This window comes from Streptomyces sp. NPDC001480 (genome assembly GCF_042894725.1).
In the GTDB taxonomy this organism is placed as follows: Bacteria; Actinomycetota; Actinomycetes; order Streptomycetales; family Streptomycetaceae; genus Streptomyces.
The window spans coordinates 1-12,893 of record NZ_JBIAVX010000024.1 but is presented as its reverse complement, the minus strand read 5'-3'; the positions used below and the strand labels follow the sequence as shown (position 1 = coordinate 12,893).

10 protein-coding genes and 2 pseudogenes are annotated in these 12,893 nt (G+C 71.3%); 5 read left to right on the top strand and 7 right to left on the bottom strand.

Going from position 1 to position 12,893, the window contains the following annotated elements; genetic code table 11:
• Nucleotides 1-217 precede the first annotated feature (217 nt).
• Both ACFY01_RS40210 and ACFY01_RS40205 read left to right on the top strand, forming a co-directional pair.
• Nucleotides 218-1,925: pseudogene (locus ACFY01_RS40210) on the top strand (chitinase).
• A gap of 141 nt (nucleotides 1,926-2,066) precedes the next feature.
• Nucleotides 2,067-3,419: a M14 family metallopeptidase gene (locus ACFY01_RS40205; RefSeq protein WP_390740739.1), complete on the top strand. Its 1,353-nt coding sequence runs from the start codon at nucleotides 2,067-2,069 to the stop codon at nucleotides 3,417-3,419.
• A gap of 21 nt (nucleotides 3,420-3,440) precedes the next feature.
• Here the strand turns inward: ACFY01_RS40205 and ACFY01_RS40200 are convergent, their stop codons facing one another.
• The 5 genes from ACFY01_RS40200 to ACFY01_RS40180 all read right to left on the bottom strand — a co-directional run bounded on the left by ACFY01_RS40200 (nucleotide 3,441) and on the right by ACFY01_RS40180 (nucleotide 7,832).
• Entirely contained in the window at nucleotides 3,441-3,959 is a 519-nt protein-coding gene (locus ACFY01_RS40200) for a hypothetical protein (RefSeq protein ID WP_390740738.1), read from the bottom strand.
• Nucleotides 3,960-4,023: 64 nt separating this feature from the next.
• Nucleotides 4,024-5,499 (bottom strand): GntP family permease, encoded by a 1,476-nt coding sequence (locus ACFY01_RS40195; RefSeq protein WP_390740737.1) that lies wholly within the window; start codon nucleotides 5,497-5,499, stop codon nucleotides 4,024-4,026.
• Between the two features lie 118 nt (nucleotides 5,500-5,617).
• The gene (locus ACFY01_RS40190) at nucleotides 5,618-6,028 is read right to left on the bottom strand and encodes a RidA family protein (protein WP_390740736.1); all 411 of its coding nucleotides are present in this window, start codon (nucleotides 6,026-6,028) and stop codon (nucleotides 5,618-5,620) included.
• Nucleotides 6,028-6,789 carry an IclR family transcriptional regulator gene (locus ACFY01_RS40185; protein WP_390740735.1) on the bottom strand — a complete coding sequence of 254 codons (762 nt, stop codon included), beginning with the start codon at nucleotides 6,787-6,789 and terminating at the stop codon, nucleotides 6,028-6,030. Before ACFY01_RS40185 ends, ACFY01_RS40190 begins: the two co-directional genes overlap by 1 nt.
• Nucleotides 6,786-7,832, bottom strand: a complete 1,047-nt coding sequence (locus ACFY01_RS40180) for a sugar kinase (protein ID WP_390740734.1) — start codon at nucleotides 7,830-7,832, stop codon at nucleotides 6,786-6,788. Before ACFY01_RS40180 ends, ACFY01_RS40185 begins: the two co-directional genes overlap by 4 nt.
• Nucleotides 7,833-7,966: 134 nt before the next feature.
• Here ACFY01_RS40180 and ACFY01_RS40175 point away from each other — a divergent pair, with 134 nt between their 5' ends.
• On the top strand, nucleotides 7,967-9,238 hold the full coding sequence (locus tag ACFY01_RS40175; protein ID WP_390740733.1) for an amino acid deaminase: 1,272 nt from the start codon (nucleotides 7,967-7,969) through the stop codon (nucleotides 9,236-9,238).
• A 33-nt stretch (nucleotides 9,239-9,271) separates the two neighbouring features.
• Nucleotides 9,272-10,882, top strand: a complete 1,611-nt coding sequence (locus tag ACFY01_RS40170) for an amidohydrolase family protein (protein ID WP_390740732.1) — start codon at nucleotides 9,272-9,274, stop codon at nucleotides 10,880-10,882.
• 50 nt (nucleotides 10,883-10,932) lie between these two features.
• Here ACFY01_RS40170 and ACFY01_RS40165 read toward each other — a convergent pair whose 3' ends face one another.
• The gene (locus ACFY01_RS40165; protein WP_390740731.1) at nucleotides 10,933-11,793 is read right to left on the bottom strand and encodes a serine protease; all 861 of its coding nucleotides are present in this window, start codon (nucleotides 11,791-11,793) and stop codon (nucleotides 10,933-10,935) included.
• 154 nt (nucleotides 11,794-11,947) lie between these two features.
• On the bottom strand, nucleotides 11,948-12,634 hold the full coding sequence (locus ACFY01_RS40160; RefSeq protein ID WP_390740730.1) for a hypothetical protein: 687 nt from the start codon (nucleotides 12,632-12,634) through the stop codon (nucleotides 11,948-11,950).
• A gap of 125 nt (nucleotides 12,635-12,759) precedes the next feature.
• Here ACFY01_RS40160 and ACFY01_RS40155 point away from each other — a divergent pair.
• Nucleotides 12,760-12,893 (top strand): annotated as a pseudogene (locus tag ACFY01_RS40155) (aminotransferase); the annotation flags it as partial.

Here is a 12,893-nt window from a genome sequence, read left to right as displayed (position 1 = left end):
ACTCCCCAGCCCGGGACGACTTCATTGCGTGACTACGTGAGCACTGTAACCACGGCTCTGTGACCGGAGAACAGCGTTTGGGCAGCCGGACAGGAACTGCCTTCGCGCAACTGTGGTCATAACGGGGCAGGTTGCACCACCGGTCACCGCCCACCCGTCACTCCGAATTGGTCTGTACCTATTGACAGTCGTATTGGTCTGGACCAACTTGGAGCGCATGCCTCCCCACACAGGACACAGCAGACGTGTGCGCTGGGCCGCCTCCGGCACCCTCGCCCTCGCCCTCCCCCTGGCGGGCCTCACCGCCACCCCGGCGTCCGCGGCGGACGTGAACAACGTCAAGAACGCCGGATTCGAATCCGGCCTGACCAACTGGACCTGCTCCGCGAGCAGCGGTACGACGACCGGCTCCCCGGTGCACGGCGGCGCGGCCGCGCTCAAGGCGACGCCGGCCGGGCAGGACAACGCCCAGTGCACCCAGACGGTGGCGGTGAAGCCGAACTCCACGTACACCCTGAGCGGGTGGGTGCAGGGCGGTTACGCCTACCTGGGCGTGACGGGCACGGGCACCACGGACGTCTCCGACTGGACCCCCGACTCCGCGTCCTGGAAGCAGCTGTCGACTACGTTCACCACGGGCGCGTCGACGACGTCGGTCACGGTGTACACGCACGGCTGGTACGGCCAGGCCCCGTACTACGCCGACGACATCTCGGTGTACGGCCCGGACGGCGGCGGTGGCGGCGACCCGGCCCCGACGGTCCCGGCCGCGCCCGGCGGTCTGAGCGTGTCGGGCACGACGTCCTCGTCGGTGTCCCTGTCGTGGTCGGCGGTGTCGAACGCGACCGGCTACAACGTCTACCGGGGCGGCACGAAGGTGGCGTCGGCCTCGGGCACCTCGGCGACGGTGACCGGCCTGGCGGCCTCCACGTCGTACTCCTTTCAGGTCACGGCGACCAACTCGGCGGGCGAATCGGCGAAGTCTGCGGCCGTGACGGCCACGACGGCGGCCACCGGCGGCGGGGGGCGGCGGGGGTTCGCTGCCGAAGCACGCCGTGACGGGCTACTGGCAGAACTTCGACAACGGGGCCACGGTGCAGAAGCTCGCCGACGTCCCCTCCGCCTACGACATCATCGCGGTGGCCTTCGCGGACGCCACGTCGACCCCGGGCGCCGTGACCTTCAACCTCGACTCCGCCGGGCTGGGCGGCTACACCGTCGACCAGTTCAAGGCCGACATCAGGGCCAAGCAGGCGGCCGGCAAGAAGGTCATCGTCTCCGTCGGCGGCCAGAACGGCACGGTGTCGGTGAGCGACCCGACGTCGGCGGCGAACTTCGCGGGCTCGGTGTACTCGCTGATGCAGACGTACGGCTTCGACGGTGTCGACATCGACCTGGAGAACGGCCTCAACGCGACGTACATGAGCCAGGCGCTGCGCGCCCTGTCGGCGAAGGCGGGCTCGTCCCTCGTCATCACGATGGCACCGCAGACGATCGACATGCAGTCGACCTCGAACGCCTACTTCCAGACGGCCCTGAACGTGAAGGACATCCTCACGGTCGTCAACATGCAGTACTACAACAGCGGTTCCATGCTGGGCTGCGACGGCAAGGTGTACTCCCAGGGTTCGGTGGACTTCCTGACGGCCCTGGCCTGCATCCAGCTGGAGGGCGGGCTGTCCCCCTCCCAGGTCGGGCTCGGCCTGCCGGCCTCGACCCGCGCGGCGGGCAGCGGGTACGTCTCGCCCACGGTGGTGAACAACGCCCTCGACTGCCTGGCCAAGGGCACCGGCTGCGGCTCCTTCAAGCCCTCCAGGACCTACCCGGACCTGCGGGGCGCGATGACCTGGTCCACCAACTGGGACGCGGCGTCGGGGAACGCGTGGTCGAGTGCGGTGGGGGCGCATGTGCACGGGCTGCCGTAGGTGAGGAGGAGCGGGGGCCCGGTGCCCCCGCTCCTCTTTTGCGCACACTTGACCCGATCATGTCAAAGCGACACCATGAGCCCGACCTCCGCTCCACCCCACATCCGGCGACCCCGGACTCCTGGAGACCAAGGAGAGCTCATGCGACTTCGCACACGCGGTTCGAGCCTGCGGGCCGGCAGACGTGCCGCCGCCCTCGGTGCCCTGCTCACCCTCGCCCTCGCGGCGCCCGTCACGGCGACGGCCACGCACGCCACGGCGAGCAGCGCGCACAAACCGGTGCCGTCGGCGGACGACATCCGGCAGTACGAGATCCACCGGAGCACCACGCCCGTGACCCGCACCGCGATCCAGCGGGCCGGCGTGACCGTGGACGAGGCCGACGAGGAGACGGTGGTCGTCTCCGGGCGGGCCGATCAGATCAAGCGGTTACGGGAACTGGGCTACGACGTCAGCCCGTTGGGCGCCGCCCCGGACCGCTCGGCCGGCGGCAGTGGGCTGCGGCTCTACGACTTCCCCTCGGCCGACTCGAAGTACCACAACTACGCCGAGATGAACACGGAGATCGACCAGCGGCTGGCCGCCTACCCCAGCATCATGAGCAAGCGGGTGATCGGCAAGTCGTACCAGGGCCGGGACATCGTCGCCATCAAGGTGAGCGACAACGTGGGCACGGACGAGGACGAACCCGAGGTCCTCCTGACCTTCCACCAGCACGCCCGCGAGCACCTCACCGTGGAGATGGCGCTGTACCTGCTGCGCGAGCTGGGCGCCGGGTACGGGAGCGACTCCCGCACCACGAACCTCGTGAACAGCCGCGAGATCTGGATCGTGCCGGATCTCAACCCGGACGGCGGCGAGTACGACATCGCCACCGGGTCGTACCGGTCCTGGCGGAAGAACCGGCAGCCCAACTCCGGTTCCTCGTACGTCGGGACCGACCTCAACCGGAACTGGAACTACAAGTGGGGCTGCTGCGGCGGCTCCTCGGGGTCGACCTCGTCCGAGACCTACCGGGGCGCCGCCGCCGAGTCGGCGCCCGAGGTGAAGGTGGTCGCCGACTTCGTGCGCGGCCGGGTCGTCGGCGGGAAGCAGCAGATCAAGGCGGGCATCGACTTCCACACGTACAGCGAGCTGGTGCTGTGGCCGTTCGGGTGGACGTACTCCGACACGGCGACCGGGATGACGGCCGACGACGCCGCCGCCTTCAAGGCCGTCGGCCAGAAGATGGCCGCCAGCAACGGCTACACACCGGAGCAGTCCAGCGACCTCTACATCACGGACGGGTCGATCGACGACTACCTCTGGGGCACCCAGAAGATCTTCGACTACACCTTCGAGATGTACCCGACGTCCAGTTCCGGCGGGGGGTTCTACCCGCCCGACGAGGTGATCGAGCGGGAGACCTCACGCAACAAGGACGCGGTGTACCAGTTGCTTGAGAACGCGGACTGCATGTACCGGTCCATCGGGAAGGCGGCCCAGTACTGCTGACAGGGCCCGCCCGTCCGGCGGCTACTCCTCGAAGTAGGCGTCCAGCACCGCGTCCATCCGCTCGTCCCACTCCTTGAAGCTGCTCCTGGCCGGCGCCTCGATCTCGATCGGGTACCAGCGGCGGTCAGGAGTGTGCACCGTGACGGTGTACCGCTTGCCGAAGCGGGGCGACTCCGTCTCGACCGCGCCGATCTCGTCCCAGCGGAACTCGCAGGACTCCTCGTCGAGGGCGAGGCGGACGCCCTTGCGGTCGGCCACGATCCTGGCGCGGCGGTCGGAGGCCTCGAAGACGGGGCCCGCAGAAGCCTCTTCCTCTTCCTCGTCCTCTCCCTCCGCCTGGACCTGGCCGTCGTCCTCAGCGGCAGGGGCCGTCTCGTCGGCCGGCGTCTCCGTGGCCGCCTCCGCCTCCTCGGACTTGGCGTCCTCGGGCCTGGCGTCCTCGGACTCCTCCGCCGCGGGCGAGGTGAGCCCGGGGATGAAGGCCGGGTCGAATCCGGCGCCCTCCAGGGGCTGGCTGCTCGAACCTATGCGCTGCTCCACGGCAGGAAGTATGGACGACATACCTGTGCCCGAACCAGCCAGCCCGCCAATTGCCCCCCTTCGGCTACACGAACACGCTCAACACCCCCGCCACCGCGAACCCCGCCACCGACAGCACCGACTCCAGCACCGTCCACGTCTTCAGCGTGTCCCGCTCGCTGATACCGAAGTACTTGGCGACCATCCAGAAGCCTCCGTCGTTGACGTGCGAGGCGAAGATGGAGCCCGCCGAGATGGCCATGATGACGAGGGCCACGAAGGCCTGGGAGTGGTCGCCCTCGGAGAGCAGGGGGGCCACGATGCCCGCCGTCGTGACGATCGCGACCGTCGCCGAGCCCTGGGCGACGCGCAGGACGACGGAGATCAGGTAGGACAGGACGAGCACGGGCAGGCCGACGTCGTGGAAGGTGTCCGACAGGGCCTGGGCGACGCCGCTGGCCTTGAGGACCGCGCCGAAGACACCGCCCGCGCCGACCACCAGCAGGATGTTGCCGACCGGCTTCAGCGAGGCGGTCGACACCGTCTCCAGGGACTTGCGGGACCAGCCGCGCCGGATGCCGAGGAGGTAGTAGGCGAGCAGCAGGGCGATGGTGAGGGCGACGAAGGGGTGGCCGAAGAACTCGATGACCGAGCGGCCGGTGGAGGGGTCGAGCGCGACGGAGGAGAAGGTGGCGGCGAGGATCAGGATCAGCGGGGTGCCGATGATGCCGAGGACCGTGGCGAGCGGGACGGGATCCTCCCGCCGTTCGACGCCGGCGCGCTGCTGCTCCGCGACCACCGCGCGCTTGGCCTCGTCGGCGGCCTCGACCATGTCCTGCGGTACGGCGACGAAGATGCGCCTGCCGATCCACGCGGAGAACGCCCAGGCGGCGAGCACGGCGGGGATGCCGCAGACGACGCCCATGAGGATGATCCAGCCGAGCTGGACGTGCAGCAGACCGGCGGCGGCGACCGGGCCGGGGTGCGGCGGCAGGAAGGCGTGGGTCATCGACAGGCCGGCGAGCAGCGGGAGGCAGTACAGCAGGATGGACTTGCCGGAGCGTTTGGCGGCGGCGTAGACGATCGGCGCGAGGACGAAGATGCCGACGTCGAAGAAGACCGGGATGCCGAAGATCAGGCCCGTGAGGCCCATCGCGAGGGGAGCTCGTCGCTCGCCGAAGAGGTCGAGGAGCCGCGACGCCAGCACCTCCGCGCCGCCGCTGACTTCGAGGATCGCGCCGAGCATGGTGCCGAGACCGATGATGATCGCGACATGGCCGAGGATGCCGCCCATCCCGGACTCGATGGTGGAGACCGCGTCCGAGCGCTGGACGGTGCCGAAGAGTTCGGTGACCGACAGTCCGGCCAGCAGGCCGACGGCTATGGAGACGGCGAGCAGGGCCACGAAGGGCTGGAGTCTGGCCTTGATGATCAGGAAGAGCAGCAGGGCTATGCCGAGGGCGGCGACGAGCAGCAGCCCCGTGGTGCCGTCGACGAGGAGGAGCAGGCCTCCGGTGTGCGGCGGGGCGGCGGGGGCGGCCGCGGCGAGCGGTAGGGACATGGGGGTCCTTTGGATAAGTACATGGAGCTTTCGGGCAAGGGGGATCGCGGCACGGCGCCCAGGGGGTGGTGGGGCGCCGTGCCGTGACGGCGTACGGGGTGCGGGAGATGAGGGCGCGTCAGCCGAGTACGGCCAGCGCGTCGATCTCGATGAGGAGCCCGGCGGGAAGTCCGACGTAGACCGTCGTGCGCGCGGCGGGCGGCTGGGTGAGGCCCTGCTCCTCGAAGTAGGTGTTGTAGATCGCGTTCATCTCCGCGAAGTGGGCGGTGTCCGTGAGGTAGACGCGGATCATCATCACGTCGTCCCAGCCGGCGCCGCCCTCCTCCAGGATCGCCTTGACGTTGGCGAGGGTCTGGAGGGTCTGTTCGCGCAGGGTGGGGCCGGCGGGCGTCGGCGGCTTGCCCTCCTCGGCGGGGAGGAAGCCGACCTGGCCGGCGACCTGGAGGATGTTGCCCTTCCTGACGCCGTGGGAGAACTTCGCGGGCGGGGTGGTGTGGGTCTTGGGGGTGAGCGCGGTCTTCTCGGTCATCAACTGGTTTCCTTGATCGGGGTTCTGCCGGAGTACTCGCCGCTGATGGCGTCCGCCGTACGTCGCACCAGCGGGAGCAGGGTGAGGAGTTCGTCGGCGGTGACGACGACGTTGGGCGCGGAGACCGACATGGCGGCGACCACCCGGCCGTCGGCGCCCCGGATCGGTGCGGCGACGCAGTTGATGGATTCCTCGTGGCCGCCGAGGTCGGTGGCCCAGCCCTGTTCGCGGACCTTCTCCAACTCCCGTAGGAAAGCGGCGGGGTTGGGGGTGGAACGGGCCGTGTAGAGGGGGTAGTCGAGCTTGTCGGCGAGGGCGCGGCGCTCGGGTTCGGGGAGGTCGGCGAGGAGGAGTTTGGCGACGGCGGCGACGGTGATGGCCACGGGCTTCCCGATCCGCGAGTACATGCGCACGGGGTAGCGGCTGTCCACCTTGTCGATGTAGAGGACCTCGCCCTCCTCGTACACGGCGAGGTGGACGGTGTGCCCGCAGCTCTCGTTCAGCCGGGCCAGGTGGGGGTGGGCGACCTCGCGGACGTCGAGGTTCTCCATGGCCTCCTGGGCGAGGGCGAAGAGGCGGGCGCCGAGGCGGTAGCGCTGGTCGGACTGGCGGTAGACGAGGCCGTGTTCGTGGAGGGTGCGCAGGAGCCGCAGGGCCGTGGACTTGTGGACGCCGAGGCGGTCGGCGACCTGTCCGAGGTCGGCGGGGCCCTCGGCGAGCAGCGGCAGGATGCTCAGCGCGCGGTCGACGGTCTGGCTCATGGTGTGCGTACCTCCTCGTCGGCCCAGTGGGCGGCGTGTGTCCAGCCGGGGCCGAGTCGAAGTGTCCCCCACGCCTCGTCGTCGAGGGTGGCCAGCCGGTCGGCGTGGGCACGGGAGGGAGGGGTGGCGAGGTCGCCGGGGACGGTGAGGGCGGCGGCGGCCATGAGGTGGCCGTGCCGGAGCCGGTCGCGGACGGGGAGTCCGCGCAGGGTGGCGGAGAGGAAGCCTGCGGCGAAGGCGTCCCCGGCGCCGGTGGTCGCCACGACCTCGACGGTGAGGGCCGGGACGAAGGTGGCGCCGTCGGCGTGCAGGGCCGTCGCCCCGTGCGCGCCCTGCTTCACCACCAGCATTTCCGGTTCCGGGAGCGCGTCCCGGACGGCGGACGGGCCGCCCGCGATGCCCCACGCCTCCTCCGCCTCGTCCTGCCCGACGAAGACGAGGTCCGCGGCGCGGGCCAGTTCCAGCAGCACCCCGGGTCCGGCCGCGCCGCCCCACAGTCCGGGCCGGTGGTTGACGTCGAAGGAGACCAGTGGGCGGCCGGGGCGGGGGGAGGTCAGTTCGCGGGTCAGCGCCAGGCACTGGGGGGAGAGCGCCGCGGTGATCCCGGACAGGTGCAGTACACGCCCGGCGCGCACCTCCGTCAGGTCCAGCGTGTCGGCCGACATCGCGGAGGCCGCCGACCCCGACCGGTAGTACGCCACCTCGTGGGCGTCGGTGCCCCGCTCCCCGGCGGTGCGGAAGTAGACGCCGGTCGGCCGGGCCGGGTCGCGGCGGACGGCGGTGACGTCGACGCCGTGTCCGCCGATCGTCTCGAGGAGGTGGTCGCCGAAGCCGTCCGCGCCGACCCGGCTGACCCAGCGGACGGAGTGGCCGGCGGACGCCAGCACGCAGGCCACGTTGGACTCGGCGCCACCGATCGCGCGGTCGAAGGACGGTACGTCCGCGAGGCGTCCGGGCCGGGTGGGCAGGAAGGTGACCATGGACTCGCCGAGCGCGACGACGTCCACGACGCCGGGGGCCTTGCGGGGTCCGGTGGTGGTCACGATCGTCGTAGCTCCTCGGTCCGGGTGGGGTCGGCGGACGCCGTTGACCCCGGGTGGCCGAGATGTTAGACAGCGGTGAACGACATACGCAACGATCGTTGCAGAGAATGCAACGCCCGCTTTCAGGAGGCCTCATGAGCACCGAAGCGCTCGCCCGACTGGCCGGGGAACGCGTCGACCACCGCTTCAAGGGCCTTCCCCCGGACGCCGACGGCCTCACCGTCGGCGAGCTGGCCGCCCAGCGCCGCAACCTGTTCACCGACGGTTTCGCGACCCCGGTCCTCGCCCTGTCGGCGGAGCGCCTGGAGCACAACCTGAAGCTCATGGAGACGTACGCGACCCGCCACGGCCTCGCCTTCGCTCCGCACGGCAAGACCTCCATGGCGCCCCAGCTGTTCCAGCGGCAGATCGAGCACGGGGCGTGGGGCATCACGCTCGCGGTGCCGCACCAGGTGCGGGTGGCGCGGGCGTTCGGGATCGAGAGGGTGTTCCTCGCCAACGAGCTGGTCGACGCGGCGGCCCTGCGCTGGGTCTCCGCCGAGCTGGCCGCCGACCCGTCCTTCCGGTTCGTCTGTTACGTCGACTCGGTGCGCGGCGTGGAGCTGATGGACGCGGCGCTGAAGGGCGCCGCCCGCCCGGTGGACGTGGTGGTCGAGCTGGCCGCCGGGGAGGGTGCCCGGACCGGGGTGCGTACGGAGGCGGAGTGCGCGGCCGTCGCGGACGCGGTGGCGGCCGTGCCGACCCTGCGGCTGGTCGGGGTGGCCGGTTACGAGGGCGAGGTGCCGAGGGCCGATCCGGAGCGGGTGGACGCCTGGCTGCGGCGGCTGGTCGCGCTGGCCGTCGACTTCGACAAGGCAGGGCGGTTCGCGGCGGCCGGCCTCGACGAGATCGTGGTGAGCGCGGGCGGCAGCGCCTGGTTCGACGCGGTGGCCGACGTCTTCGCCGGCCTCCCGGAGCTCTCCCTGCCCGTCCTGAAGCTGCTGCGCTCGGGCGCGTACGTCTCGCACGACGACGGCCACTACCGCAAGCTCACCCCCTTCAACCGGGTGCCCGAGGAGGGCGCCCTGGAGCCCGCGTTCCGGCTGTGGGCGCAGGTGGTGTCCCGCCCGTCGGCGGAGCAGGCGTTCGTGAACGCGGGCAAGCGGGACGCGGCTCACGACCTCGACCTGCCCTTCGCCCAGGTGGTCCGCCGGGACGGCGTCGAACGGCCCGCCACGGGTGTCTCCGTCACCGCCCTGTCCGACCAGCACGCCTGGCTGCGCACCACCGCCGAGGCGGACCTGGAGGTCGGCGACTGGCTGGGCATGGGGCTGTCCCACCCGTGCACGTCCTTCGACAAGTGGCCGCTGATCCCGGTGGCCCAGGCGGACGGCACGGTCGTCGACTACATCCGCACGTTCTTCTAGAGCTTTCAACAGAGCTTTCAAGGGAGGCCGGACGTGGAAGACCTCGTCATCCGGGACGCCGACGTGGTGGACGGCAGCGGTGAGCCGTCGTACCGCGCGGACGTGGTGATCGACGACGGCAGGATCACCGCCGTCGTCAAGGAGGCCGCGGCGGCGGGCTGCCAGCGCCCGCGCGCGACGCGGGAGCTGGACGCGGAGGGCCTGGTCCTCTCCCCCGGGTTCATCGACATGCACGCGCACAGCGACCTGGCCCTGCTGCGCGACCCCGACCACGGCGCGAAGGCGGCGCAGGGTGTGACGCTGGAGGTCATCGGCCAGGACGGGCTGTCCTACGCGCCGGTCGACGACGCCACGCTCGACGCAGTGCGCCGGGCGATCACCGGCTGGAACGGGCCCGGCGACGACATCGACTTCGACTGGCGGTCGGTGGGCGAGTACCTGGACCGGCTGGATGGGGGCATCGCCGTGAACGCGGCCTATCTGATCCCGCAGGGCACGGTCCGCGCGCTCGTCGTCGGCTGGGAGGACCGCCCGGCGACAACGGACGAGCTGGGCCGGATGCGGGAGTTGGTCGCGCAGGGGATGGAGCAGGGCGCGGTCGGCATGTCGTCCGGGCTCACCTACACGCCCGGCATGTACGCCGACGACGCCGAACTCACCGAGCTGTGCCGGGTGGTGGGGTCGTACGGCGGCTACTACTGCCCGCACCACCGTTCGTACGGGGCGGGCGGGCTGGAGGCGTACGCGGAGATGGTGGAGCTGAGCCGGAAGGCGGGCTGCCCGCTCCACCTGGCCCACGCGACCATGAACTTCGGCGTGAACAAGGGCCGCGCGGCCGATCTGCTGGCCCTCCTGGACGACGCGCTCGCCGCCGGGGCCGACATCAGCCTCGACACCTACCCCTACACGCCCGGCTGCACCACCCTCGCCGCGCTGCTGCCGAGCTGGGCGAGCGCGGGCGGCCCGGAGGCGGTCCTCGCGCGGCTGGCGGACGGGGCGACGGCCGAGCGGATCCGGCACGACCTGGAGGTCACCGGCTCGGACGGCTGCCACGGCGTGCCCGTCGAGTGGGACACGATCGAGATCTCCGGCGTGGCGGACCCCGCCCTCGCCGGCCATGTGGGGCGTACGGTCCTGGAGTCGGCCCGGCTGCGCGGCGAGGCCCCCTGGGCCACCGCCCGGCGGCTGCTGGTCGAGGACCGGCTGGGCTCGACGATCCTCCAGCACGTCGGCCACGAGGAGAACGTCCGGGCGATCATGCGGCACCGCACGCACACCGGCGGCTCGGACGGCATCCTCCAGGGCGCCAAGCCGCACCCTCGGGCGTACGGTACCTTCCCGCACTACCTGGGCCGCTATGTGCGGGAGCTGGGCGTGCTGTCGCTGGAGGAGTGCGTTCACCACCTCACCGCGCGGCCCGCGGCCCGGCTGCGCCTGCCGGACCGGGGGCTCGTCCGCGAGGGGCACCGCGCCGACCTGGTCCTGTTCGACCCGGCGACGGTCGCGGCGGGGTCCACCTTCGAACAGCCGCGCGCGCTGCCCGTCGGCATCCCGTACGTCCTGGTCGACGGCCGGTTCGTGATCGAGGACGGCCGCCGGACGGACGTGCTGGCGGGACGGGCGGTCCGCCGGACTCCCCGGTGACCGCCCGCCCGTCAGGCCTCGCCCGTCAGGCCTCGCCCGTCATGCTCCTGTCACGGCTTGGGCAGGGTGCAGCCGCTGAGGGTGAGGTCCAGCTTGTTGCCGGTGGTGAAGCAGGCCGGGATGTTGTAGGTCTCCTCGGCGTAGTTGATGCCCTTGCGGACCGTCACCGTGCCGTTCGCGTCGACCTCGCACGGGTTGTTCTCGGTGCAGCGCTCGCCGTCCTCGTTGCCGGTGTTGTTTACGGCGACGACCTTGCCGGTGGAGTTGTCGATGACGGGCGAGCCCGAGGTGCCGCCGATGGTCTGGCAGGCAGAGGTGTAGCGGACGGAGTCCTTCCAGGTCCAGTCGCCCTCCTTGATGCGGTAGACGAACCCGTCGATGTTGCAGGCGTAGGTCCGCTTCCAGTAGCCGGAGACGACCGTGATGGCGGTGCCGGCCACCGGGTGCGTGTCCTGGAGCGTCAGCGCGCTGATCCCGTAGGAGCTCTTGATCTGCGCGTACGTGGTGGTCAGCTGGTAGAGCGTGACGTCGGTGTCGGTCATCGTCGAGTACACGACCTTGCTCGCGCGCAGCGTGCCGACCCGGGTGGCCGAGGAGTTGAGCAGGCCGAAGGTGCGGCTGGAGGACTGGCCGACGATGACCTCGCCGGGATCCGGGAAGCCGGTCTCCAGGCAGTGGCCGTTGGTCATGACCAGCGCCGGGTCGCTGTCCGCGGAGCTGGGGAGGCGGACGACCGAGCCCGAGCAGTTGCTGAGCGACACGGTGCCGGCGAAGTTGACGGCCTTGACCGTGGGGGCCGCGGCCTTGGCCCCGGCGGCGCTCTCGGTGGTGGCCGTGGCGGCGGCCGCCGGTGCCATGCCCGCCCCGGTGATCACCAGGGTCGCGAGCGCGGCAAGGAGAGGCTTGTTCATGTGGGGGTCCCCTCTTGAGACGTGAGCGACCGGAGATCTTCCGGCCGCCTGTCGTCTTGTCATGTGCATTGTTATGTTCAACGAGGGGTGACGGCAATAAGCCGCATGCAATGCACCGCGCGCTGCGCGAAGGTCAACCCACCACGAAACAGGGCTACTTGGGACCCTTGGTACTCCCCCTGCCGTGCCCCCTGGAGTTGCCCGGGCCGGACGGGTCCGTGGCCGTGGGGGTCGTCGACGCAGGGGTGGCGGACACGGTCGGCGTCTCACTGGAGGGGGCGGCGGACGTGGCGGCGGGGCTCGTGGAGCGCCCGGCGTCGGCCGGGGCGGCGCTGGGAGAGGCCTCGGCCGTCTCCCCCGCGGCGGCCGACCCGCCCGGCTCCGGGGTGTCCGCCCGGTACGGGGAGCCGGTCGCCGGGGCCGACCCCTGGGTGGGCGTCGAGTCCCCCACCGTCGGCGCCGAGCGGCCTTGGCGCCCGTCCGGGCCCTTCGGCGACCCGGAGGCCGACAGCCCGGCGATCACCGCGGCGAGGGACACGACACCCACTGCCCCGACGGTGACCGCGGTACGGCGCCCGCGCCGGCCACCCGGCCGCCGACGCGAACCGCGCCCGGCGCCGTGCCGCCCGGCCCGGCCTCCGACCGGCGCCTCCTCGACGGGGCCCCCCGCCGCGGGGGTCACCGGCAGCTCGCGCGTCTCGTCGTACGCGTTCTCCCAGCCGTGGGCCGCGGCCGGATCGGCGTACTCGTCGTACGACGGAGCCGCCGCGGCCGACGGGTGGTACACGTTCGGCGGCGGCAGGTGCTCGCTGTTCGGCCGGGGATCGGAAGGGCTCGCCATGGCGCGCGATTCTAGAGACGCAAGGGGTTTCTGGGACAGCTACCGGCGATAACGGAGCAAACCGCCCGTCTCACGTGTCGGAAAACACGACCCGGCAGGCGTTACCGGGCCGTAAGCTCCCAGACATGCAGGTGATCCAGTCGACGAAGCTCGCCAACGTCTGTTACGAGATCCGTGGCCCGGTGCTCGAGGAGGCGATGCGGCTGGAGGCGGCGGGACACCGCATCCTGAAGCTGAACACCGGCAACCCCGCCGCGTT

Bases quoted from the DNA above. Each gene is read 5' to 3' on its own strand.
- ACFY01_RS40190 (WP_390740736.1), bottom strand. From the start codon at position 6,028: ATGACCGAGAAGACCGCGCTCACCCCCAAGACCCACACCACCCCGCCC.
- ACFY01_RS40165 (WP_390740731.1), bottom strand. From the start codon at position 11,793: ATGAACAAGCCTCTCCTTGCCGCGCTCGCGACCCTGGTGATCACCGGG.
- ACFY01_RS40160 (WP_390740730.1), bottom strand. From the start codon at position 12,634: ATGGCGAGCCCTTCCGATCCCCGGCCGAACAGCGAGCACCTGCCGCCG.
- ACFY01_RS40205 (WP_390740739.1), top strand. From the start codon at position 2,067: ATGCGACTTCGCACACGCGGTTCGAGCCTGCGGGCCGGCAGACGTGCC.
- ACFY01_RS40175 (WP_390740733.1), top strand. From the start codon at position 7,967: ATGAGCACCGAAGCGCTCGCCCGACTGGCCGGGGAACGCGTCGACCAC.
- ACFY01_RS40185 (WP_390740735.1), bottom strand. From the start codon at position 6,789: ATGAGCCAGACCGTCGACCGCGCGCTGAGCATCCTGCCGCTGCTCGCC.
- ACFY01_RS40195 (WP_390740737.1), bottom strand. From the start codon at position 5,499: ATGTCCCTACCGCTCGCCGCGGCCGCCCCCGCCGCCCCGCCGCACACC.